The sequence below is a fragment of the Acidovorax sp. BoFeN1 genome (assembly GCF_003345135.1).
Taxonomy (GTDB): Bacteria; Pseudomonadota; Gammaproteobacteria; order Burkholderiales; family Burkholderiaceae_C; genus Acidovorax; species Acidovorax defluvii.
The window spans coordinates 1-22,237 of record NZ_QOZT01000030.1; the positions used below are offsets into that span (position 1 = coordinate 1).

The 22,237-nt window shown below is 65.2% G+C and carries 20 protein-coding genes; 13 read left to right on the forward strand and 7 right to left on the reverse strand.

Going from position 1 to position 22,237, the window contains the following annotated elements; all coding sequences use genetic code 11:
* Nucleotides 1-111: 111 nt before the first annotated feature.
* Nucleotides 112-1,161 (forward strand): metallophosphoesterase, encoded by a 1,050-nt coding sequence (locus DTW89_RS09000; RefSeq protein ID WP_147277642.1) that lies wholly within the window; start codon nucleotides 112-114, stop codon nucleotides 1,159-1,161.
* Nucleotides 1,162-1,167: 6 nt separating this feature from the next.
* Here DTW89_RS09000 and DTW89_RS09005 read toward each other — a convergent pair whose 3' ends face one another.
* Nucleotides 1,168-1,872 (reverse strand): glutathione S-transferase N-terminal domain-containing protein, encoded by a 705-nt coding sequence (locus DTW89_RS09005; protein ID WP_114655709.1) that lies wholly within the window; start codon nucleotides 1,870-1,872, stop codon nucleotides 1,168-1,170.
* 115 nt (nucleotides 1,873-1,987) lie between these two features.
* Between DTW89_RS09005 and dapF the strand changes: the two genes are divergently transcribed.
* From dapF to DTW89_RS09020, 3 genes are all read left to right on the forward strand, one after another.
* A complete protein-coding gene (gene dapF / locus DTW89_RS09010; RefSeq protein ID WP_114655692.1) occupies nucleotides 1,988-2,866 on the forward strand; it encodes a diaminopimelate epimerase in 879 nt (292 codons plus the stop codon).
* The gene (locus DTW89_RS09015) at nucleotides 2,863-3,558 is read left to right on the forward strand and encodes a DUF484 family protein (protein ID WP_087747588.1); all 696 of its coding nucleotides are present in this window, start codon (nucleotides 2,863-2,865) and stop codon (nucleotides 3,556-3,558) included. Before dapF ends, DTW89_RS09015 begins: the two co-directional genes overlap by 4 nt.
* Before the next feature lie 196 nt (nucleotides 3,559-3,754).
* Nucleotides 3,755-4,750 carry a tyrosine-type recombinase/integrase gene (locus tag DTW89_RS09020; protein ID WP_087748399.1) on the forward strand — a complete coding sequence of 332 codons (996 nt, stop codon included), beginning with the start codon at nucleotides 3,755-3,757 and terminating at the stop codon, nucleotides 4,748-4,750.
* Between the two features lie 39 nt (nucleotides 4,751-4,789).
* Here the strand turns inward: DTW89_RS09020 and DTW89_RS09025 are convergent, their stop codons facing one another.
* From DTW89_RS09025 to DTW89_RS09045, 5 genes are read right to left on the reverse strand one after another with little or no spacing between them, the layout of a single operon-like run.
* On the reverse strand, nucleotides 4,790-7,051 hold the full coding sequence (locus tag DTW89_RS09025; protein WP_236637083.1) for a two-component system response regulator: 2,262 nt from the start codon (nucleotides 7,049-7,051) through the stop codon (nucleotides 4,790-4,792).
* 32 nt (nucleotides 7,052-7,083) lie between these two features.
* Nucleotides 7,084-7,824 (reverse strand): GGDEF domain-containing protein, encoded by a 741-nt coding sequence (locus DTW89_RS09030; RefSeq protein ID WP_087747586.1) that lies wholly within the window; start codon nucleotides 7,822-7,824, stop codon nucleotides 7,084-7,086.
* On the reverse strand, nucleotides 7,825-8,214 hold the full coding sequence (locus DTW89_RS09035; RefSeq protein ID WP_087747585.1) for a DUF1987 domain-containing protein: 390 nt from the start codon (nucleotides 8,212-8,214) through the stop codon (nucleotides 7,825-7,827). It lies immediately after the preceding gene.
* A 32-nt stretch (nucleotides 8,215-8,246) separates the two neighbouring features.
* Nucleotides 8,247-8,819: a SiaB family protein kinase gene (locus DTW89_RS09040; RefSeq protein WP_087747584.1), complete on the reverse strand. Its 573-nt coding sequence runs from the start codon at nucleotides 8,817-8,819 to the stop codon at nucleotides 8,247-8,249.
* An 11-nt stretch (nucleotides 8,820-8,830) separates the two neighbouring features.
* Nucleotides 8,831-10,063, reverse strand: coding sequence for a SpoIIE family protein phosphatase (locus tag DTW89_RS09045; protein WP_114655694.1), 1,233 nt, complete (start codon nucleotides 10,061-10,063; stop codon nucleotides 8,831-8,833).
* A 253-nt stretch (nucleotides 10,064-10,316) separates the two neighbouring features.
* On the opposite strand from DTW89_RS09045, the gene DTW89_RS09050 reads away from it, so the two are divergent.
* Complete coding sequence (locus DTW89_RS09050; protein ID WP_114655695.1) at nucleotides 10,317-11,552, forward strand: class I SAM-dependent rRNA methyltransferase; 1,236 nt, start codon at nucleotides 10,317-10,319, stop codon at nucleotides 11,550-11,552.
* A 12-nt stretch (nucleotides 11,553-11,564) separates the two neighbouring features.
* On the opposite strand, the gene cadR is transcribed toward DTW89_RS09050, so the two are convergent.
* Nucleotides 11,565-12,056, reverse strand: coding sequence for a Cd(II)/Pb(II)-responsive transcriptional regulator (gene cadR / locus DTW89_RS09055; RefSeq protein WP_114655710.1), 492 nt, complete (start codon nucleotides 12,054-12,056; stop codon nucleotides 11,565-11,567).
* 102 nt (nucleotides 12,057-12,158) lie between these two features.
* Between cadR and DTW89_RS09060 the strand changes: the two genes are divergently transcribed.
* The 8 genes from DTW89_RS09060 to rsmH all read left to right on the forward strand — a co-directional run bounded on the left by DTW89_RS09060 (nucleotide 12,159) and on the right by rsmH (nucleotide 22,197).
* Entirely contained in the window at nucleotides 12,159-14,450 is a 2,292-nt protein-coding gene (locus DTW89_RS09060; RefSeq protein ID WP_201740975.1) for a heavy metal translocating P-type ATPase, read from the forward strand.
* A 161-nt stretch (nucleotides 14,451-14,611) separates the two neighbouring features.
* The gene (locus DTW89_RS09065; RefSeq protein ID WP_114655696.1) at nucleotides 14,612-15,691 is read left to right on the forward strand and encodes a CobW family GTP-binding protein; all 1,080 of its coding nucleotides are present in this window, start codon (nucleotides 14,612-14,614) and stop codon (nucleotides 15,689-15,691) included.
* A gap of 180 nt (nucleotides 15,692-15,871) precedes the next feature.
* Nucleotides 15,872-16,657 carry an RNA polymerase-binding protein DksA gene (gene dksA, locus DTW89_RS20060; RefSeq protein ID WP_087747580.1) on the forward strand — a complete coding sequence of 262 codons (786 nt, stop codon included), beginning with the start codon at nucleotides 15,872-15,874 and terminating at the stop codon, nucleotides 16,655-16,657.
* Between the two features lie 46 nt (nucleotides 16,658-16,703).
* Nucleotides 16,704-18,413 carry an STAS domain-containing protein gene (locus DTW89_RS09075; protein WP_114655697.1) on the forward strand — a complete coding sequence of 570 codons (1,710 nt, stop codon included), beginning with the start codon at nucleotides 16,704-16,706 and terminating at the stop codon, nucleotides 18,411-18,413.
* 67 nt (nucleotides 18,414-18,480) lie between these two features.
* Nucleotides 18,481-19,044 carry an ATP-dependent protease subunit HslV gene (gene hslV, locus DTW89_RS09080; protein WP_114655698.1) on the forward strand — a complete coding sequence of 188 codons (564 nt, stop codon included), beginning with the start codon at nucleotides 18,481-18,483 and terminating at the stop codon, nucleotides 19,042-19,044.
* Nucleotides 19,045-19,146: 102 nt separating this feature from the next.
* Nucleotides 19,147-20,472, forward strand: a complete 1,326-nt coding sequence (hslU, locus tag DTW89_RS09085) for an ATP-dependent protease ATPase subunit HslU (RefSeq protein ID WP_114655699.1) — start codon at nucleotides 19,147-19,149, stop codon at nucleotides 20,470-20,472.
* 364 nt (nucleotides 20,473-20,836) lie between these two features.
* Nucleotides 20,837-21,265, forward strand: a complete 429-nt coding sequence (mraZ, locus tag DTW89_RS09090; RefSeq protein WP_024812956.1) for a division/cell wall cluster transcriptional repressor MraZ — start codon at nucleotides 20,837-20,839, stop codon at nucleotides 21,263-21,265.
* Nucleotides 21,266-21,273: 8 nt separating this feature from the next.
* Nucleotides 21,274-22,197, forward strand: coding sequence for a 16S rRNA (cytosine(1402)-N(4))-methyltransferase RsmH (gene rsmH, locus DTW89_RS09095; protein ID WP_114655712.1), 924 nt, complete (start codon nucleotides 21,274-21,276; stop codon nucleotides 22,195-22,197).
* Nucleotides 22,198-22,237: the final 40 nt, after the last annotated feature.

The window sequence follows — 22,237 nt, forward strand, 5'->3', positions numbered from 1 at the left end:
GGGTGCAGAAGCTGGCTGGGGCGTGTCATGGGCTGCATTATGGGCAGGACGGCTTGCGCGGTGGGGCGCGGGCACAATGCGCTGCCCTCAGAGACGAAGTCACCACCCGCGATGCATCGCCCCTCCTTTTCTGCCGCTTCCTGCGCCCGCATCGCCCGGGTGCGGAGCGCGTTGCTGGGCCTGGGCTGGGTCTGGCTGGCGCTGGCGGCGGTGCTGGCCTGGCTCGACCGGGAAGGGCGCTGGATCGAATCGGGGCGCGAGGCGGTCGTGCTATTCAAGCTGTGGATCTTCTGGGCCGTGTGGGCCGTGTTGCCCTGGTGCGGCGCAGCGCTGCTGGGTCTGCGCGAGGGTGCAGGGCGCAGCGTGCTGCGGCTGGCATGGCTGGGGGCGCTGGTCTTGGTGGCCTACAGCGGCCTGGTGGAGCCGCGCCTGCTGACGGTGCACGAGCACCGGCTGCGGCTGCAGACGCCGGTGAAGCTGCCGCCGCTGCGGCTGGCGCTGGTGGCCGATGTGCATGCCGGCCTGTTCGTGCGGGGCTGGCAGGTCGAGCGGCTGGTTGATCGGCTCAATGCGCTGGACGTGGATGCCGTGGTGGTGGCGGGTGACTGGACGTACGAACCGCCGCGCGACCTGCATGCGCTGCTGCAGCCGTTTTCGCGGCTGCGCCACCCGGTGTGGGGCGTCCTGGGCAACCACGACACCGGCGCGCCCGGGCCACCGCTGGCAAAGGCGCTGCGTCAGGCACTGCAGGACCACGGCGTGCAGGTGCTGGATGGGCGGCGCCTGCTGGCCGAGGGCTGGGAGGTGGTGGGTCTGAGCGACCGGTGGGGCGGCGATCCGCTCAGCGAGATTGCCCGCCTGCTGCCGCCCGGCACCCCCGCCACGCCCCGGCTGGTGTTGGCGCACCAGCCCGACACGGCGGCTCTGCTACCAGCGGGCAGCTCCAGCCTGGTGGTCAGCGGCCACACGCACGGTGGCCAGATCACGTTGCCCTGGGTCACCCGCCAATGGGTGCTGCCGGGCATGAGCGCGCAGGGCTGGTTCGAGGGCCTGTACGCCACGCAGGCCGGACCGTTGTTCGTGACGGCGGGCATCGGCACCATCGGCCTGCCGGCGAGGCTGGCGGTGGTGCCGCGCATCGACGTGCTGCTGCTCGAGTGAGTTTTCTCAGTCCCGCGCCGGAATGACCAACCCGCGCTGCACGGCAGGCCGTGCCACAAACGCATCCAGCACGCGCTGCACCTGCGTGAACTGGCCAAACTCCACCAGATCGCCCGCACCATAGAAACCAATCAGGTTGCGCACCCACGGGAAGATGGCGATGTCGGCGATGGTGTACTGCTCGCCCATCGCCCACTGGCGGCCCGCCAGGCGCTGGTTCAGCACGCCGAGCAGGCGTTTGGATTCCGCCACGTATCGGTCACGCGGGCGCTTGTCTTCATAGTCCTTGCCGGCAAATTTGTGAAAGAACCCCAGCTGGCCGAACATGGGCCCCAGGCCGCCCATCTGCCACATCAGCCACTGGATGGTTTCGTAGCGCGCGGCGGCGTCTTGCGGGATCAGCTGGCCGGTCTTTTCGGCCAGGTACAGCAGGATGGCGCCGGACTCGAACAGCGCCAGCGGCTGGCCGCCCGGCCCGTTGGGGTCGAGGATGGCGGGAATCTTGTTGTTGGGGTTGAGCGACAGGAACTCGGGCGAGGTCTGGTCGTTGGTGTCGAAGCGCACCAGGTGCGGCTCGTAGGGCAGGCCCAGCTCTTCGAGCGCAATCGACACCTTCACTCCATTGGGCGTGGGCAGCGAATACAGCTGGATGCGGTCGGGGTGCCGGGCGGGCCATTTGTGGGTGATGGCAAAGGCGGAAAGATCGGGCATGGATGAGTCCTTGCGGGTGGCAGCCACAGCGGCGCCACAAGAGCGCAAGACTAATCCGGTAGCGAAACCGGCGCTGCCCGAGGTGATTGGCAGCCCACCGACGATAATTCGACCCATGAAGATTCGCTTCACCAAAATGCAGGGCGCGGGCAACGATTTCGTGGTGCTCGACGAAACCCAGGGCCGCCTGGGCCTCACGCCGGCGCACTACCGCCTGCTGGCCGACCGCCACTTCGGCGTGGGTGCCGACCAGATCCTCACCGTGCGGCCCTCGCCGGGCGACGGCATTGATTTTGAATACGTGATCCACAACGCCGATGGCGGCGAGGTGGAGCAGTGCGGCAACGGCGCGCGCTGCTTTGCGCGCTATGTGTACGACAAGGGCCTGACCGCCAAGGACACCATCCGTGTGCAGACGCTCTCGGGCGTGATTGCGCCCCGGCGCACGCCCGACGGCCGCGTGACGGTGGACATGGGCCGCCCGGTGTTCGATGCGGCACGGGTGCCCTTTGATGCGACCGGCCTTACGCCGGTGGTCCAGGATTTGGGGCAAAAATGGCCTCTAGCCCTTGCTGATAAAGCGCAAGCAGCTCCTATATTTGTAGCGGTTGTGTCCATGGGCAATCCGCACGCCGTGCAGCTGGTGGAGGATGTGGACACCGCGCCCGTGGCGCAGACCGGCCCGCTGATCGAATCGCACCCGCGCTTTCCAAAGCGGGTGAATGCCGGTTACCTGCAGATCGTGGACCGCAGCCATGTGCGCCTGCGCGTGTTCGAGCGCGGCGCGGGCGAAACCCTGGCTTGCGGCACCGGGGCCTGTGCCGCCGTGGCAGCGGGCATACGCCTGGGGCTGCTTGACGCGCAGGTAGACGTGCAAACGCGCGGCGGCCTGCTCACCATTGCCTGGAGCGGCCACGAGGCCGACTCCGTTTTCATGACCGGTCCGGCCATAACAGTTTTTGACGGCCAGATCGAACTCCCTGACACGTTATGACCACCAGTTCCCCCATCTCGCCCATCACTGAAGACGACATCGCCCAGTTCCTCATCCAGACGCCCGGATTTTTCGAGCGCCACGCCGAGGTGCTGGCCAGCGTGCAGATCACCAGCCCCCACGGCGCACGGGCCGTGAGCCTGCAGGAGCGCCAGGCCGAAATGCTGCGCGAGAAGATCAAGGGGCTGGAGCAGCGCATCATGGACATGGTGCGCAACAGCCATGAGAATGCCGCCATCGCCACCAAGGTGGACCATTGGGCCAGCGCCCTGCTGCAAGTGCGCGACCCCATGGACCTGCCCCAGGCCGTGGTGGACGGCGTGCGCACCCTGTTCGATGTGCCGCAGGCCGCCGTGCGGGTCTGGGGAGTTTCGGGGGCCTATATCGACGCCGACTTTGCCCAGGGCGCCAGCGAAGACGCCCGTGCGTTCGCCACCTCGCTGACCATGCCGTTCTGCGGCCCCAACCTGGGGTTTGAACCTGCGGTCTGGCTGGCACAGGAGGATGGTGCGGCGGCCCAGTCGCTGGCCCTGCTGCCGCTGCGCGAAGGCGCCGTGGACAGCGCTGCGCCGGCGTTCGGCCTGTTGGTGCTGGGCTCGCCCGACCCGCAGCGCTTTGACGCCACCATGGGCACCGACTTCTTGTCGCGCATGGCCGAGCTGGCCAGCGCGGCATTGCTGCGTTTGCACTGAGAGGCTGAGAGTCTTTCATCCATGCCCGCCTTGCACGCCAAAACACACCGGCTCGTCGTTGCAAATACTCGCCATAGCCCGAGCTATGGCTGTGTTGTGCGCCTAGACCCGGCGTGTTTTGACGCGCCTTTCGGGCACGGCCGAAAAACGCTCAGCCTCTGAGCCGCCACCCCAGGCACTGGCCGGGTTCCTGCGCATGGCTGACCTCTCCAAGCCGCAAAGCACCGTGGCGGCTGCGCCCGATCCGCTGGTGCTGCGCTACCTGGAGCATGCGCGCGTGGAAAAGCGCCTGGCCGCGCGCACCCTCACGCTGTACACGCTGGACCTGGAAAAGCTGGCGCAGCTGGCGGCGGGCGTGAACCTGCCGCTGCTGCAGCTCACGAGCGCGCACATCCGCCGCTTTGTGGCCCAGATGCACAGCGGCGGGCGCAGCGGGCGCGGCATTGCGCTCATCCTGTCGGGCTGGCGCGGTTTTTTCATTTGGGCCGGGCGGCAGGGGCTGATGGCGCACAACCCGGTGCAGGACGTGCGCGCGCCCAAGGCGCCCAAGCCTTTGCCCAAGGCCCTGGGCGTGGACGACGCCGTGCGCCTGGCCGAGTTCGACAACACCGGCGCCGACCCCTGGCTGGAGGCACGCGATGCGGCCATGGTGGAGCTGCTGTACGGCTGCGGCCTGCGCGTGGGCGAACTGGCCGGGCTCGACGCCATCCCCCATGCCGACACCCAGCGCTTGGGCCGAGGCTGGGTCGATCTGCAGGCGGGCGAAGCCCATGTGTTCGGCAAGGGCAGCAAGCGCCGCACCGTGCCGGTGGGCACCGCTGCCACTGCGGCGCTGGGGGCCTGGCTGCAATTGCGGGCCACACCGTTTGGCGGTGAGGGCTCGGCGCGGCTCGATACCGCCCTGTTTGTCGGCCAGCGCGGCAAGCGGCTCACGGCGCAGTCGATCTGGCTGCGCCTGCGCCAGCGCAGCCAGCAGGCGGGGCTGACCACGCCGGTGCACCCGCACATGCTGCGCCACTCGTTTGCCAGCCACCTGCTGCAAAGCAGTGGCGACCTGCGCGCCGTGCAGGAGCTGCTGGGCCACGCCAACATCACCACCACGCAGGTCTATACGCGGCTCGACTTTCAACACCTGGCCAAGGTGTACGACGCGGCACACCCGCGTGCGCGCAGGAAACCTGGGGGCGCGTGAGCCCCGGGCCACTGCCGACGCGTGCTGCCGGCGCTCTTTTCAGGATTGCGCCAGCCAGCGCAAAAGGTCGGTTTTTTCCATGGGGTAGGCGATGTGGTAGCCCTGCCCGTGGTGGCAGCCCATGGCCTGCAGCGCTTGCCATGCAGCAGCGTTCTCGATGCCTTCGGCCAGCACCTGAAGTCCCAGCTTGCGTCCCAGCTGCACCACCATTTCGGCCACGCGCCCGCCGTGCGGGGCATCCAGTTGCTGCACGAAAGTGCGGTCGATCTTGATGCGGTCCAGCGGCAGCCGCTCCAGGTAACTCAGCGAGGAGTAGCCCGTGCCGAAGTCGTCAATGGCGATGGTGACGCCGTGGGCGCGCAGGGCATTCAGCGTGGATTGCAGCAACTGTGTGGGCAGGACCACCACGGATTCCGTGATTTCCAATTCCAGGTGGTGTCCCGCCAGGCCGTTGGCCGATAGTGCGGCGCACACCATGTCAAGGAAGCCAGGGTCGCGCAGCTGGACCACGGAGACGTTGACCGCCATGCGCGCAGGTGCCAGTCCGGCCATTTGCAGTTCACGCAGGGTCTGGCAGGCCATCTCGAGCGCCCTCTGGCCCAGGGGCAGGATCAGGCTCGAATGTTCGGCCACGGGGATGAATTGGTCTGGCGGCACCAGGCGGCCATCGGCGGTGCGCCAGCGCAGCAAGGCTTCCAGTCCGATGACATTGCCCGTTTCGAGATCGACCTGCGGCTGGTAAACCAGAAACAGCTCAGCGTTTTCTATGGCCTTGCGCAGTTCTGAGAGCAGCACTGCGCGCTCTTTCGCTTCTGCGCCCATGTGGGCCGCGTACTGCAGTTGCTGACCGCGGTGATCGCGCTTGGCACGCTTGAGCGCGATGGTTGCGTCCTTGACGAGGTCGTCGCCCGTTCTGGCACCCTGGGGCAGCAGCACATACCCACAGGTCATTGATACCTTGTGGGGCGTGTCGTTGATGGTCAGCGGGTCGCGCACGCAGTCCGGCAGCTGCTGTGGTGGAACCATGTGTGCGGGCCCCAGGATGCCAAAGGTGTCGGGCCCCACGCGGGCCAGCATCACTCCGGCGGGCAGGACTTCGGCCAGGCGCTGCGCAACGGCACTGAGCAGGCGATCGCCGAAGCGGTGCCCCATCATCTCGTTGGTGGCGCTGAAGTCGTCAATATCGACCAGGGCCAGCATCATGCCTTCCGTGCCGCGTTGCACGCATTCACCCACCTTCTCAATAAAGTAGGCCCGGTTGGGCAGCGAGACCAGCGGGTCGGAATAGGCCGACCGGCGCAGGCGTTCCAGCAACCCCCGGTTGCGCAGCAAGGTGCTGAAACTGACACAGAAGAAATCGAGCAACTGCCGATCGGGCCCGATGGCCGGGTCCGCCAGTTCGATGAACACCACCATGTCCTGGTCGCCGGGGCTGCCGATGTACAGGGCCAGTCCGCGGTCATCGCCAAAGACGTTGTCGCCGCAGCAGCGGGGCGGTGGCAGCACGCCGGGCGCAGCAAACGGCTGGACGGGGTTGTCCAGCGCGTTGCCCCGTGTGTCGAGGGCCCGGTGCAGTAGGCGCAGCATGGTCGCATCAGGCAGCGCGGCCATGGGCAAGTCCAGCAAGCCCGCGAAACGTCCCGTGGCGGCTTGCACGCGGTAGGTGCCGGATGGACCTGCCGTGGTATCCCGAACACAGGCCAGTGCTTGCCCCGGCACACCCAGCAAGGCTGCGAGCTGGGTGATGACCCCGGTGGCGAAGGCGCTCAGATCGGTGTGCTCCAGCAGCGCTGTGCTGGAGCACACGATCGCCTCCATGCTGCGGCGACTGGCCTCGAAGGCGCACAACCGCTGGTAGCCTTGCACGGATCTGGCCGCGATGGCCCCCCAGCGATCCGGCGTCAAATCGGTCTTGGAGTGGTAGTCGCTGATGTCATAGCGCAAAAGCGTGTCCAGATCGGGCACGCAGTGCGGGGCTTCCGTGCGCAACACGAGGCGTGTCTTGCGCAGGCCGGCGGTGTGGCGCATGAAATCGAGCAATGCCAGGCCGCCGCCCGCGTGCTGCGATACCAGGTCCATCATCACCACGGCCAGGTCGGCCTCGCCCAGCAGCAGCGCGCGTACGTTATCGCCATGCGTGCAATGCACGAGTTCCAGCGGGCGGTCAAACAGCCTCAGACCTGCGGATGCGTCGCGAATACCGTCATGCACCTCGGGGTCGTCGTCGATGACCAGCACCCGCCAGGCTGGCAGTTGCGAGCTTGCACAGCGCAACGGGTCTGTGGCGGTAGTGGAGGACATCATTTCAGCACGCATCACGGACTGCCTGCGATTTAGCTCGGCACAGTGTCGACCGCACGCACTACCTGGTTGCGGCCGCCGCGTTTGGCGACGTACAGGGCTTCGTCGGCAAGCCCGTAGGCGTCATCGAAGCTGCCGCCGCGTGACAACTGGCTCACACCGAAGCTGGCCGTGATGCGGCTGCCATCAGGGAGGTTGAATGCGTGGTTCTCGATGGCTTCGCGCATCAATTGGGCAACCTGCTCTGACGTTTGCGCCTCCTGCTGTGGCAGGAGCACGGTGAATTCTTCCCCGCCGACGCGGCCGATGAGGGCATTGGGGGGCACCACGGCCTTGAGGCTGTCCACAACGCCCAGAATGACGGTGTCCCCCACGGGGTGGCCAAAGCTGTCGTTCACGCGCTTGAAATGGTCAATGTCCAGCACGATCAGGGCCAGGTCGTGTTGCAGGGCGTGCTGATTGACGCGCTCGATGATGGCGGCGCGGTTGAGCACGCCCGTCAGTGGGTCGTGCGTGGCGCGGTATTCGAGTTCTGTGGCCAGGTCCTGCAGGCGCTGGTTGAGCAGGGTCATCTCCAGCTCGGCGCGGTCGCTGCGGCGCACCAGGCGGCGCGTCTCGCGCAGCAGGCGCTCATAGGCGGCCAGCAGATCGCCCAGCGCCTGGCGGTACGCGTCACCCCCTGCCGCAGTGCCCGTCTCGTAAACGGCACGGGCATCCAGCATCGACCGGTGCTCGGCCTCGAAAAGATCTGGCGCTGGCTTGGCTGAGTCCATTCAGGCGGGTCTCACCGTGTGGCTGACGAAATGAATGGCCGGAAAGTCCTCGTGCAGTTCCTGCCCGAACTCGAAAATGGTGTCGTCTTCCTCGTCGTGGTACCAGTTAAGGGCAATGTGGTTGCCGGCCTCCGCCGCCTCGTCGAGCGCTGCGATCACATTGAACAGCATCTTGGTGCTGGAGCTGTTGAAGTACGCCAGCGCGATATTCACTTCTACCTTGCTGTCCTGCAGCGTGCCAAGGAACTCCTTCAGGCGCTCGATGACCTGGCCGTAGAAGGCGGCTGCATTCTCGGGGTAAGACTCGCCGCGCAGGCCCAGGGTGTGGGTGTCAAATCGAAAATCCACCTCTGGGGAGCTGGGTGTGGGGGCGATGTAGAGGTTGTCCATTCGTGATCTCTGTTCGTTGTCGGGCCGGCGCGTCAGATCGCGGCCTTCAGATAGAAAACCGCGGACCCGTTGGCGCTTTCGGGCGGTGCAAAATCAAATTCCAGGGGTTCGCGCGCATCCCGGGCCATGGTGAGCAGGCCCATGCCGGCACCTTTGCTGCCCTCGGGCGTTTCCTCGCGCAGCGTCATGCGGTAAGCCTGCTTGATTTCTTCGGGCGACATGCCGGTCAGCGTTTCCAGCTTCGTGCGCAACGCATCGCCCGTTTCGGGGTGGACGGGATTGGCACACAGCAACAGAAAGCTGCCATCGTCCTCGCGCCGGATGCAGACCGAGCCGTGGCGCAGCTCGCCATTGTCCTGGCTGGGGGGGGTGAGTGCATCGGACGAGTAGTGGATGATGTTCTGCGCCATTTCAACGAAGGACGAGAACAGCTTGCGTCGCGTCGGGCCCGCCACGCCCGCACTTTCGAGTTGCAATTTCACCGCCTCTGCCATGGCGGCGACGATGTTTTGCGAGAAGTAGCCCACGTAGTAAAAAATGACCTGGTGCTCTCGCGCCAGATGGAAGAAGGTGCCATATTCCTTGGCAACGGCAGAGCGGATCATTCGAAGTCTCTTCAGGTACGGAAACAGAAAAACGTCACGTCGTCGCGGCGGTGGTGCTCGCCCTGCCACTGCTGCAGCGCGGCGAGTACATCGCGATTGAGCTGGGCAGGGGTGCTGCTTGCCAGGCCCCGCAACAGCTCACACAGGCGGCGCTTGCCAAAGGCGATGGCGCGCGGGCCGCCCACCTGGTCCACCAGCCCGTCGGTGGTGGCGAACACCAGGCTGCCCGCAGGCAGGTCCACCGCCACGTTGCGCCAGGCGTAATCGAGTTCGCTGTCCACATAGCCCACGCCCTTGCGCTGGCCTTCGACCACGTCCACCTGATCGACGCCGGGGCGCAGCACGAACAGCGAAAGGCGGGCTCCGGCAAAAACCATCTGGCGGGTGCCGGGCTCGTACCAAAAGCATGCGGCATCCATGCCATCGTCGGAGCCTGGTGTGCCGTCCTGGCCACCGACCTGGCCCAGCATCTGCTTGATGCTGCGGTTGACGATGGCGAGCAACGCGGCGGGATCGCGCGCCCCTTTTTCCTTGATCGCCTGGCTCAGGCTGCTGGAGGCGATCAGGGTCATGAAGGCGCCCGGAACACCGTGCCCTGTGCAATCTGCCACGGTGGCAAACCAGCCGCCGTCATCCACGCTGAACTGGTAGAAATCACCGCCGACGACATCGCGAGGCTCCCAGACCAGATCGGCCTCGGGGCAGGCAAGCGAGAGAATTTCGCGCGAGCTGCGCAGGGCAGACTGTTGAATCACGCTGGCGTATTCGATGCTGTGCATGATCTGGCGATTGCGCGCGGCCTGAATGTCGGCCACTGCGCGCATGAGCTGCAGGCCGTTGCCCACGCCGGCAAATTCGTTGTTGCGGGTAATGATGAAGCCGTCGGACAAGGCTTTTTCGCCGAACTCGACGGCCTTGAAGGTCAGCGTCTCGATGTCCATGGATGCATCAACGACCAGTGGCTCTTTGTCCATGAAAGCGATGCAGCTCTTGCGGCCGTAAAGTTCCAGGCGAAATGGCTTGCTGATCTGCGAGAGGAAGATGTCGCGATTGATCAGACCGATGGGTTGTTGGCCCTCTACCACCGGCAGGCTGACCAGCTCGCGGTGCTGCGTGAACGTCTCCAGCACCTTTTCGTTGGTGGACTCGGTCGTCATGCAGGGAGCCGGTGTGCACAAGTCTGCAGCGCTGGGCTGGCGGAAGCGGGGTCGGAAGTCGCTCAGATACGCGGAAGTCTCAGACATGTGGGAGGTGCCGTGAAAGGTGTAGACAAATGCTACGACTTGTATATGACTGAATCGTGACGTCCGTGTAAGGGTGGGGTTTGCTTCTGGCCTGGAAAAAGTTCCAAACCATGGGCGCATCGTTGGTCGCTGGCCTGGTGCCGACGATGGCGGTGTTCAGTGATGAGGCTGTTTGCCTGTTGACGTCTGGCCAGGGCCGTTGCTGGGGCGATAGGCCTGCGGCAAAGCAAGGCGGAGCGCGCACAATCCGCTGATGAAAACGATTCGACTCAAACCCGGCAAAGAGCGCTCGCTGCAGCGCCGCCACCCCTGGATCTTTGACAGCGCCATCGCCAAAGGCAGCGGCGACAGCGGCGAGACGGTGCGAGTGGAGTCGCACGAGGGGCAGTTTCTGGCCTGGGCGGCGTTCAGCCCCGCGTCGCGCATCCGTGCGCGGGTGTGGAGCTTTGACGAAGCGCAGCGCATTGATGCGCCGTTTTTCATCGCTGCTTGCGCACGTTCCATCATTGCCAGAGCCCGTTTTGATGTGCAAAGCGATGGCGTGCGGCTGGTGCATGGCGAGTCCGACGGACTGCCCGGCCTGATCGTGGACCGTTATGGCGACACGCTGGTGGCCCAGTTCACCAGTGCCGGCACCGAGCGCTGGAAGGCGGTGATTGCCGATGCGCTGCTGCGCGAAACCGGCCTCACCCGGCTGTACGAACGCTCGGACGCCAGCGTGCGCGCCCTGGAAGGCCTGGAGCCCGCCACCGGCTGGCTGCGCGGCGGGCCGGTGGCCGGGGGCGAGGCGCCGCCGGTGGAGCTGACCATCCACGAACACCAGTGGCAGCTCACTCTCAACATCGCCGAAGGCCACAAGACCGGCTTCTATCTGGACCAGCGCGACAGCCGCAAGCGTTTTGCCGACTACGCGCGGCGCCTGGGGTTTCAGCGCGTGCTCAACTGCTTTTGCTACACCGGCGGCTTCAGCGTGGCGGCGCTGGCCGGCATGCTTGCTGCCGAGAAGGCAGGCGGCGCGCCGGGCGGGCAGGTGGTCTCGATCGATTCCTCCGGACCCGCACTCGAGCGTGCGCGGGCGCATGTGGCACTCAATGGCTTTGATGTGAACCGTGCCAGCTTTCTCGACGCCGATGTGAACGCCTCGCTGCGCCAGTTTCTCAAGGAAGGGCAGCGCTTTGACGCCATCGTGCTCGACCCGCCCAAGTTTGCCCCCTCCGCAGCCCATGCCGACCGCGCCGCGCGGGCCTACAAGGACATCAACCGGCTTGCGCTGCAACTGCTGACACCGGGCGGTGTGTTGTTCACGTTTTCGTGCTCGGGCGGTATCAGCGCCGACCTGTTTCACAAGATCGTGGCGTCCGCGGGCGCCGATGCGGGGGTGGACGGCTACATCCTGGAGCGCCTGGGCGGCGCGTCCGACCATCCGATGACGCTGGAGTTTCCCGAGGGCGAATACCTCAAGGGTCTGGTGGTGATGCGCAAAGGCTGACCGGGGGGCTGGCTAGCCGCCCGGTTTTTGCGGCGCTGGCCTGGCCTTGTGCGCGGCCGTGCGGGCATGCGTGCCGTGCACATGGCCCGCGTGCGGGCGGCCCGGCCGGCTGGCGATGTCGGTCAGCTCGTTGAGGATGCCGCAGTGGGCGGCGTCCTGCGCCTCGTGGCACTGCTCGCGCAGGTTCTTGAGCTGTTTTTCGAGCTGGCGCAGTTCACGGATGCGCGCCGCCACATGGCCGATGTGCGCGTCCAGCAGGGCGTTGACATCGCCGCAATTGCGGGTGGGCGCATCCTTGAAGCGCAGCAGGGTGCGAATCTCGTCCAGCGTCATGTCCAGGCCCCGGCAATGCCGTATGAACGACAGGCGTGCGGCCTGGGCCTCGTCGTAGATGCGGTAGTTGCCGCCGGTACGGGCGGCCTCGGGCAGCAAACCCTCGCGTTCGTAGTACCGGATGGTTTCGACGGGGGTGTGGGTGAGGGTGGCCAGTGCGCCGATTTTCATGGGTTGACCCTCCAGGCCAGTGCGGGTGCGTGCAGGGATGGCATGGTTCATTGTAGGGACTTGACTCTGTAGTGGCATCAGGGTTTCCAATGGAGGCAAGTCATGAAAGAAGCCATGAGCGCGAACCCGCACGCCCCTTCCTCCGCTGCCGATGCCTGCAGCCATTGTTCCTCTGATGCGTTCATTGACAACGCCCCTGCGCAGGGCGCGGCAGTCCGCATGCCTGGCGGCACCCACGGGGCGGTTTTTCGCATCGCCACCATGGACTGTGCGGCCGAGGAAAGCGAGATCCGCCACGCGCTGGCGAGCGTGTCTGGCCTGCGTGGCCTGCGCTTTCAGCTGGCCGCCCGCACGGTGGCCATTGATGCAGCGCCGTCGGATTTGCCGCAGATCCTGGCGGCCATCCGGCAGGCGGGGTTTGACCCACAGCCCCTGGCGCAAGAGGGCGCGGGCGAGGGCCTTGCCGCGCAAGGGCAACTGCCAGGCGCCGAAGGCCTGGGCCGCCTGGGGCTGGCGCTGGGGCTGGCCGTGGCCGCCGAGCTGCTGGCCTTTCTGGCGCCAGACACGCGGGTGTTCCAGGGGGTGGGCATGGCGCTGGCTGCCGCCGCCATCTGGCTGGCCGGTTTTTCCACCTACCGCAAAGGCCTTGCCGCGTTGGGGCGCGGGCGGCTCAATATCAATGCGCTGATGACCGTGGCCGTGACCGGCGCCTTTGTGATCGGCCAGTGGCCCGAAGCGGCTATGGTGATGGCACTGTATGCCCTTGCCGAGCTCATCGAGGCCCGCTCGGTGGACCGGGCGCGCAACGCCATCAAGAGCCTGCTTGACCTGGCGCCCGATACGGCCGAACTGCGCCAGCCTGGCGGCGCCTGGCAGCCGGTTGCCGCAGCCGCAGTGCGGCTGGGCGCGGTGGTGCGCATCCGGCCCGGTGCGCGCGTGCCGCTTGATGGCGTGGTCATCTCGGGCGCGAGTGCCGTGAACCAGGCGTCGGTCACGGGCGAGAGCATGCCTGTAGACAAGGCAGCGGGCGACACCTTGTTTGCCGGCACCATCAATGACACCGGCACCCTGGAAATGCGGGTGACTGCCACGGCCAGCAACACCACGCTGGCCCGCATCATCCACGCGGTGGAACAGGCGCAGGCCAGCCGCGCGCCCACTCAGCAGTTGGTGGACCAATTCGCCGCCATCTACACGCCGGTGGTGTTCGGGCTGGCGGTGGCGGTGGCAGTGCTCATGCCCTGGCTGACAGACGTGACGTGGCTGCAGGCGCTTTACAAGGCCCTGGTCCTGCTCGTGATTGCCTGCCCGTGCGCACTGGTCATCGCCACGCCTGTCACGGTGGTGAGCGGCTTGGCCGCAGCCGCGCGGCGCGGCATTCTCATCAAGGGCGGGGTCTATCTGGAAACCGCACACCAGCTCAAGACCGTTGCGTTCGACAAAACCGGCACCATCACCGAAGGTCGGCCCTGCCTGGTGGCGACCGAGGTGCTGCCGCAGGAGGGGCTCACCCCGGTGCCAGAGGCGCAGGTGCTGCGCTGGGCCGCCGATCTGGCGGGGCATTCCGACCACCCGGTGTCGGGGGCCATCGCACAGGGGTTGGCTGTGGCGCAGGCGGCGCCCCCCGGTGGCGCGCTGGAGGGCTTCACGGCCTTGCCGGGGCGCGGCGTGCAGGCCCGCATCGCCGGGCAGGCGCTGGTGCTGGGCAACCACCGCCTGATCGAGGAGCGTGGCCTGTGCAACGCCGGTATCGAGGCCCGGCTGGCAGCCCACGAGGCGCAGGGCCGTACGGTGACGCTGCTGGCGACGGATATCGCCGTACTGGCCATTTTTGCCGTGGCCGATACCATCAAGGACAGTTCGCGCGAGGCGCTGGCCACGCTGCATGCGATGGGCGTGGCGTCGGTGATGCTGACGGGCGACAACACCGTGACGGCCCGCACCATCGCCACTCAGGCGGGCATTGATGAGGTGCAGGGCAACCTTTTGCCGCAAGACAAGCTGGCAGCCATCGAAGCCCTGCAGGCGCGCCATGGTCTGACGGCGATGGTGGGGGACGGCATCAACGATGCCCCCGCGCTGGCCCGGGCCGACATCGGCATCGCGATGGGGGCGGCGGGCACCGACACGGCCATGGAGGCTGCCGATGTGGTCATCATGAACGACGACCTGCGGCGCATTCCTGAGCTCATCCGGCTGTCGCGTCAGGCGCGCGCTGTGCTCTGGCAGAACATTGCCCTGGCGCTGGGCATCAAGCTGGTTTTTCTGGGGCTGGCGCTGTTCAACGGCGCCTCAATGTGGATGGCCGTGTTTGCCGACATGGGGGCCAGCCTGATCGTGGTGTTCAATGGCCTGCGCATGCTGCGCGCGGTGGACAAGGCGCCAACGAAATAGGGCGAAATGGCGCATGTTCCCGCAGCAGGCGGCCTGGTTTGGCGGTGTCCGGCACGGGCTTTGCTCCCCCGCTAAACTCATCCCTTTTTGCGGCCTGGCTTGCCAGCGGCGCACCATTTGGCAGCGGGTTGCACGGCCCGTTGCTTCTCCCAAGGCTCCCCATGTCCCTCATTCCTGTCACCATCCTCACCGGCTTTCTGGGTTCCGGAAAGACCACGCTGCTCAAGCGCCTGCTGAGCGAAGCCCATGGCCAGAAAATCGCCGTCATCGAGAACGAATTTGGCGAAGAGAACATCGACAACGACATCCTGGTGACCGACTCCAAGGAGCAGATCGTGCAGATGAGCAATGGCTGCATTTGCTGCACCATCCGCGAGGATCTGCGCGAAACGCTGCAGTTGCTGGCCGCCAAGCGCCGCAAGGGCCTGCTGGACTTCGAGCGCATCGTGATCGAGACCACCGGCCTGGCCGACCCCGGCCCCGTGGCGCAGACTTTCTTCATGGACGAAGAGATCGCCGAGACCTACCTGATCGACTCCATCATCACCCTGGTCGATGCCAAGCACGCTGCCCAGCAGCTCAATGACCGCCAGGAAGCGCGCCGCCAGGTGGGTTTTGCCGACCAGATATTCCTGTCCAAGACCGACCTGGTGAGCGCCGAGGAAACCGATGCGCTGATCCATCGCTTGAAGCACATGAACCCGCGCGCGCCCATCAAGGCCGTGCACTTTGGCGAGGTGCCGCTCAAGGAGGTGCTGGACCTGCGGGGCTTCAACCTCAATGCCAAGCTCGACATCGACCCGGATTTCCTCAAGGAGGAAGAGGCGGCGCACGATCACCATGATCACGACCATGACCACCACGACCATGCGCATGGCGAGCAGTGCAACCATCTATCGCACCAGCACGGCCATGAAGGCCATGGGCACCACCACCATCACGACGATGATGTGAAAAGCTTTGTCTACCGGTCGGACCGCCCGTTCGATCCGGCCAAACTGGAGGATTTTCTGGGCGCCATCGTCAACATCTATGGCCCGCGCATGCTGCGTTACAAGGGCGTGCTGAACATGAAGGGCACCGACCGCAAGGTGATCTTTCAGGGCGTGCACCAGCTCATGGGCAGCGACCTGGGGCCGCAATGGGCTGAAGGAGAGGCGCGCACCAGCAAAATGGTCTTTATCGGCATTGATTTGCCCAAGGACATCTTCCTGCAGGGGCTGGAGCAGAGCCTTGTTTGACCGGTTTTGACGGGGGAGGCGGGGATTGCCCCACATCCTTATGTGTTGTATCTGCAACGTTTTCGTTTGCGTCCGCCCAGGTCGATACAATCGCGCCCCGGTAAAACCCCGGAAGGCTTGCCACCCGCCCTTGGCTGCCTGCGCAGCCCGGGCCAGCCCGTTACGCGAGGAGTCCCGTCAGTGAAAGCCGAAACCAGCAAACCCAAGGCGGCCGCAAAAGCGGCCCCATCCGCGGCACACAGTGCTGCCGCCCCAGCGGCAACCAAGACTGCTGCAAAGGCTGCTGCCAAGGTCGCCCCCAAAGCCGCCAGCCCGGCAGTGGCAGAGGAGCCCGCACAGGTTTTGCGGGCCGGCAGCCAAGTACCCGTGCGCAGCACCCGGCCTTCATCCCGGCTGGCCCAATTGACCGTACCATCCATGGCCCAGGCAGTGGCTTCGACCGCTGCCAAAGCCAGTTATCAACACACCATGCCCACGACCGCGCAAGTGCACCCCACCTACACGGCTGCCAAAAAAGACCCCAAGCTGGCGAACAACTGGAAGGCCAAAACGGCCGAAGAGCTGACCGACGCCGAAGTGATCGCGATGCCCGACAGCGAGTACATGAACGACAAGCAGATGGCGTTTTTCCGCCTCAAGCTCGTTCAACTCAAGCAGGAAATCCACAACAGTGCCGGTGAAACCACCGAGCACCTGCGCGAAGACACCGTGGTGGTGCCCGATCCCGCCGACCGCGCCACCATTGAAGAAGAGCACGCGCTCGAGTTGCGCACCCGCGACCGCGAACGCAAGCTGCTCAAGAAGATCGAGCAGTCCATTGCTCGCATCGACTCGGGTGACTATGGTTATTGCGATGAAACCGGCGAACCCATCGGGGTGGGTCGCCTGATTGCCCGCCCCACCGCCACGCTGTCGCTGGAAGCGCAGCAACGCCGTGAACTCAAACAGAAAATGTTTGGAGACTGAAGGCCGAGCGGCTTCATATTTCCATGCGCACCCGTTCTGACTGCCTATGAGCAAGGAAGAAACCACACCCGGCGGCCTGCTGTCCAAGGTGGTGCGGTTTGTGCGCAACCCCACGGTTAACTGGACGGAGCTCGACTCGATCCAGGCCGACCGGGAAAGCCAATACAGCAAGCAGATGCTCAAGGAGATGATCGAGCGCAAGCGGCGCAACGACTTCGTGCGCCGCCGCGAGTTTGATCAACTGCGCAAGCTGCGCCAGCGCGAGGTGCTGCAGGGCGATCGCGCGGAAGACCCCGCGGGTCGCCCGTCGTTCTTTCAGAGCAGCATGGCGTCACCCGACGGGCGCGCCGTCACGCTCAAGAAGATCGACGAGATCGAAGCGCAGATGTCCCAGCAGTGGTGGAAGGGCAAGCACACGGCAGATGCCCCCACCCAGCCTGCCGACATGCAGCCCCAGGGCCAAGAGGAGGCCGCCGCGCGCGCCTATGCGCTCACCCGGCCGGGCACTTTGCAGGCTCCGCTGGAGGTCAGGCCCTCGGTGGCGCCGTTGTTTGCGGACGACAGCATGGCCATTGCGGGGTTTGGCGGCAAAGATGCCCCCATGCGCGCTGGCGCACCCGCAGCGTCTTTCAGCCCTGCCGCAGCCGAACCTGAACCCGCAGTCGAACCGGAGGAATTTGTGCACGAACCCGATCTGGAAGAAGCCGCCATCCGGTTTGCCAATGGCGACCATGCCGGCGCCGAGTCTGGCCTGCGGGATGTGCTTGCCCAGCACCAACAGGATGACCCGCTGCAGCAGCTGGAAATCTGGATGACGCTGTTTGACCTGTACCGCGCAACCGGCCAGCAGGACCGTTTTGACACCCTGGCGATCGACTTCGCCGCGCGTTTCAGCCGGTCGGCACCCCTGTGGTTTTCGATGCCCGAGCAGCTGGGGCTGGCCTCTGCGGCTGCACCCGTCGTGGCGCCTGCGGTTGCACGGCGTGATTTCAGCTGGGCTGCACCTTCGACCGTGGCCGTGTCATCGGTGGCCGCGTTGCAGGCCGCGTTGGCCCGTGCCACCCCGCCCTGGACTTTGGCCTGGGGCCGCCTGACCGCCATTGACGAGGCGGCCGTGCCGCTGCTGGCCGATCAGTTCATCCAGTGGGCCAATCGCAGTGGGCAGTTTGTGTTTTCCGGCGTGTCTGCGCTCAAGGCCCTGCTGGAGAGCAAGACCCAGTCGGGCGACCGCTCCAACAGCCCTGAGTGGTGGCGCCTGCGCATGGCGGCCATGCGGCTCATGGCCAGCCCTGACGAATTCGAGCTGGTTGCGCTGGATTACTGCGTAACCTTTGAAGTCTCGCCGCCCTCGTGGACCGCGCCGCGTTGCGGCTATTCCGACAGCGAAAACGCACCGGTGCCCGGTGCGCAGGCCGACGGGCAGGATCTGCTGGCCCCCGAGGCGGCCGACTCTGCGGTGCAGACCGCGCCCGAGGCGGCCCGGACGGCGGCGCTGAGCGGTCACATTGATGGCGATGCCACGCCCCTGCTGGAACCATTTGAGGCGCTGCTGCGCCCCGGTGAGCCCCTGACCATTGCCTGCGACCGGCTTATCCGCATTGATTTTGGCGCCGCCGGCTCGGTGCTCAACTGGGCGGCCGAGCAGCAGTCCCGCGGCCATGTGGTGCAGTTCCACAATCTGCACCGCCTGGTGGCGATCTTCTTCAATGTGATCGGTGTCAGCGAGCACGCCTGGGTCGTTCCGCGCAAGAACTGAAGCGGTGATGGGTGGGCATGAGGCTGGCGGCTTGCAAATGGCAACCCCGCCCTCACCTGACGCGGCTATGGAACAATCTAGCCAAACTCCTGTTTTCCACGGCACCACCATCCTGAGCGTGCGCCGCCAAACACCCCAGGGCCTGCAGGTCGCCATTGGCGGCGATGGCCAGGTCACCCTGGGCAACATCGTCGTCAAGGGCACGGCGCGCAAGGTGCGCAAGCTCTACCACGGCAAGGTGCTGGCGGGCTTCGCCGGTGCCACGGCCGATGCCTTCACGCTGTTCGAGCGTTTCGAGGCCAAACTCGAAAAGCACCAGGGCCATCTCACCCGTGCCGCCATCGAGCTCACCAAGGACTGGCGCACCGACCGCGTGCTGCGCCGCCTCGAAGCCATGCTGGCCGTTGCCGACGCCAGCGCCTCGCTGATCATCACCGGCAATGGCGATGTGCTGGAGCCGGAGCAGGGCATCGTGTCCATCGGCTCGGGCGGCGCCTACGCGCATTCGGCCGCCAAGGCGCTGCTCAACCACACCGATCTGTCTGCCCAGGACATCGTCAAGCGCTCGCTGGAAATCGCCGGCGAGCTGTGCATTTACACCAACATGAACCACACCATCGAGACGCTGTAGGCCGACTGGGTGGAAGGTTTGTTGATTATTTTGATATGTTTTTGATAGCTACTAACGCTTTATAGGTAAGCACTAGAGCCATATTTGACTGGAATTTCTGCCATGTCGTCCATGACCCCCCAGGAAATCGTTTCCGAACTCGACAACCACATCGTCGGCCAGGCCAGCGCCAAGCGCGCCGTGGCCATTGCGCTGCGCAACCGCTGGCGCCGCCAGCAGGTCGAAGGCAGCCTGCGCCAGGAAATCACGCCCAAGAACATCCTCATGATCGGGCCCACCGGCGTGGGTAAGACCGAGATCGCCCGGCGCCTGGCGCGCCTGGCCGATGCGCCTTTCATCAAGGTGGAGGCCACCAAGTTCACCGAAGTGGGCTATGTCGGCAAGGATGTGGATGCCATCATCCGCGACCTGGCCGAAATGGCTGTCAAGCAGACGCGCGAATCTGAAATGAAGAAGGTTCGCACCCGCGCCGAAGATGCGGCCGAAGAGCGCATTCTGGACGTGCTGATCCCGCCGGCCCGTGCCGCCGCGGGCGCCGAGCCGGCCGCGGACAGCACGGCGCGCCAGGTGTTTCGCAAGAAGCTGCGCGAAGGCGGCCTGGACGACAAGGACATCGAGATCGACCTGGCCGAGAGCCGCCCCCAGGTGGAACTCATGGGCCCGGCGGGCATGGAGGAAATGACCGAGCAGTTGCGCGGCATGTTCAGCCAGATGGGGCAGGGCAAGCGCCACACCCGCAAGCTCAAGATTGCCGAGGCCCTGAAGCTGCTCACCGAGGAGGAGGCCGGCAAGCTGGTGAACGAAGAAGAGATCCGGGCCCGCGCCATCGCCAATGCCGAGCAGAACGGCATCGTGTTCATCGACGAGATCGACAAGGTGGCGGCGCGCCAGGAGACCAGTGGCGCCGATGTGTCCCGCCAGGGCGTGCAGCGCGACCTGCTGCCTCTGGTGGAGGGCACCACGGTGTCCACCAAATACGGCATGGTCAAGACGGACCACATCCTGTTCATCGCTTCCGGCGCGTTCCACCTGTCCAAGCCCAGCGACCTGATTCCCGAACTGCAGGGGCGCTTTCCGATCCGGGTGGAGCTCGAATCCTTGTCGGTGCAGGATTTTGAAGCCATCCTCACGCAGACACACGCCTCGCTCGTCAAGCAATACCAGGCGCTGCTGGCCACTGAAGGGGTTGCGCTCGACTTCCTGCCTGAAGGCATCACCCGCCTTGCGCACATTGCCTTTGATGTGAACGAGCGCACGGAAAACATCGGTGCACGCCGCTTGTCCACCGTGATGGAGCGGCTGCTGGACGATGTCAGCTTCGATGCGGCGCGCCTTTCTGGCCAGACGATCACCGTGGACGCGGCCTATGTCGACACGCGGCTGCAAACCCTGAGTCAGGACGAAGACCTGTCGCGCTACATCCTCTGACGCAGATTCGCAGCCTGGGCGGTTCCGGCCTCTGCGCTGCGCTGCCTTGGCGCCCCGCAGCGCTGTCTGCGGCTTCGCGCCCCCGTGCTGCATCGGATTGCCCATTCGCGCAGAGGCATGTTTTGCCTTCAGGTATCACTTGAGTAGGCACTTGTAAGTGCTTATTGGATAACAGGTTTTACTGTTTTCCTTCTTCTAAAAACGCTCCTAAGTCCTTGATTTCATTGCAAAAGTTTGTTGCAAGCCCTCTTGTCATGAGTGCTTTTCCTGCTACAGTGCAAAAAAGTGCAATTAAGTGGTGAAAAGTGCCCTTGGACTCCGTTTTTCGGATTCCGGGGTATCAACCGAGTAGGGGAATCGTTAAGTGTTTCAAGGTGCCTCGTCGCTGAGTCTCGATGCGAAGGGTCGGCTGTCTGTGCCGACCCGGCACCGTGACGTCCTGAGCGCGACTGCGGCCGGCCAACTCACGATCACCAAGCACCCCCATGGCTGCCTGATGGTGTTTCCCCGCCCCGAATGGGAGAAGTTTCGCGAACGCATTGGCCAGCTGCCCATGGCGGCCCAGTGGTGGAAGCGGATCTTTCTGGGCAACGCCATGGATGTCGAGATGGATGCCACCGGCCGCGTGCTGGTGTCGCCCGAGTTGCGCCAGGCGGCCGGTATCGCCAAGGATGCGATCTTGCTGGGCATGGGCAACCACTTCGAGCTGTGGGACAAGGCCACTTACGACGCGCAGGAAGCGCAGGCCATGCAGGGCGAAATGCCCGATGTGTTCAAGGATTTTTCTTTTTAAGGCCCGTGGTGACCCCTGATCTGCAACACACCACCGTCCTGCTGGATGAAGCCGTGGACGCGCTGCTGGGCGGCGCGGGCCCCGAGCCTGCCGGCACCTGGGTGGACGCCACCTTTGGGCGTGGCGGCCACTCCCGGCGAATTTTGCTGCGGCTGGGGCCGCAGGGGCGCCTTGTGGCGTTCGACAAGGACCCGGAAGCCATCCACGAGGCAACGCGCATCACCGATGCGCGTTTTTCCATTCGGCACGAAGGTTTTCGCCATCTGGCGGATTTGCCGCCGGGCAGCGCGGCCGGGGTGCTGATGGACCTGGGGGTGAGCTCACCCCAGATCGACAGCCCCGAGCGCGGTTTCAGTTTTCGTTTTGATGGCCCGCTGGATATGCGCATGGACACCACGCGGGGCGAAAGCGTGGCCCAGTGGCTGACCACTGCCGAGGTTCAACAGATTGCGGAGGTGATACGTGACTACGGTGAAGAACGGTTTGCTGGCCCCATTGCAAAGGCGATTGTTGCTCGGCGCGAGGAACGGGGGCCTCTTGCAACCACCGCCGAACTGGCCGATCTCGTGGCTGGCGCGGTCAAGACCCGCGAGTCGGGCCAGAACCCTGCAACGCGCACATTTCAGGCTTTGCGGATTTTCATCAACGCTGAGCTTGAAGAGCTGCAGCAAGCCCTAGAAGCCAGCCTGTCGGTGCTGCAGCCTGGCGGGCGATTGGTGGTGATCAGCTTTCATTCGCTGGAAGACCGCATCGTCAAGCAGTTTATTGCGCAGCATTCCAAGGAGGTTTACGACCGCCGGATGCCTTTTGCTCCGCCCAAGGTCATGAAGCTGGTCGCGCTGGACCGGATCAAGCCGAGCGCGGCCGAAGTGTCAGCCAACCCCCGTTCGCGCAGCGCCATCATGCGCGTTGCAGAGCGCACGGAGGCCTGACAATGCACGCCGCTGGCGCCAATGCAAGCCGGGGAGTCGC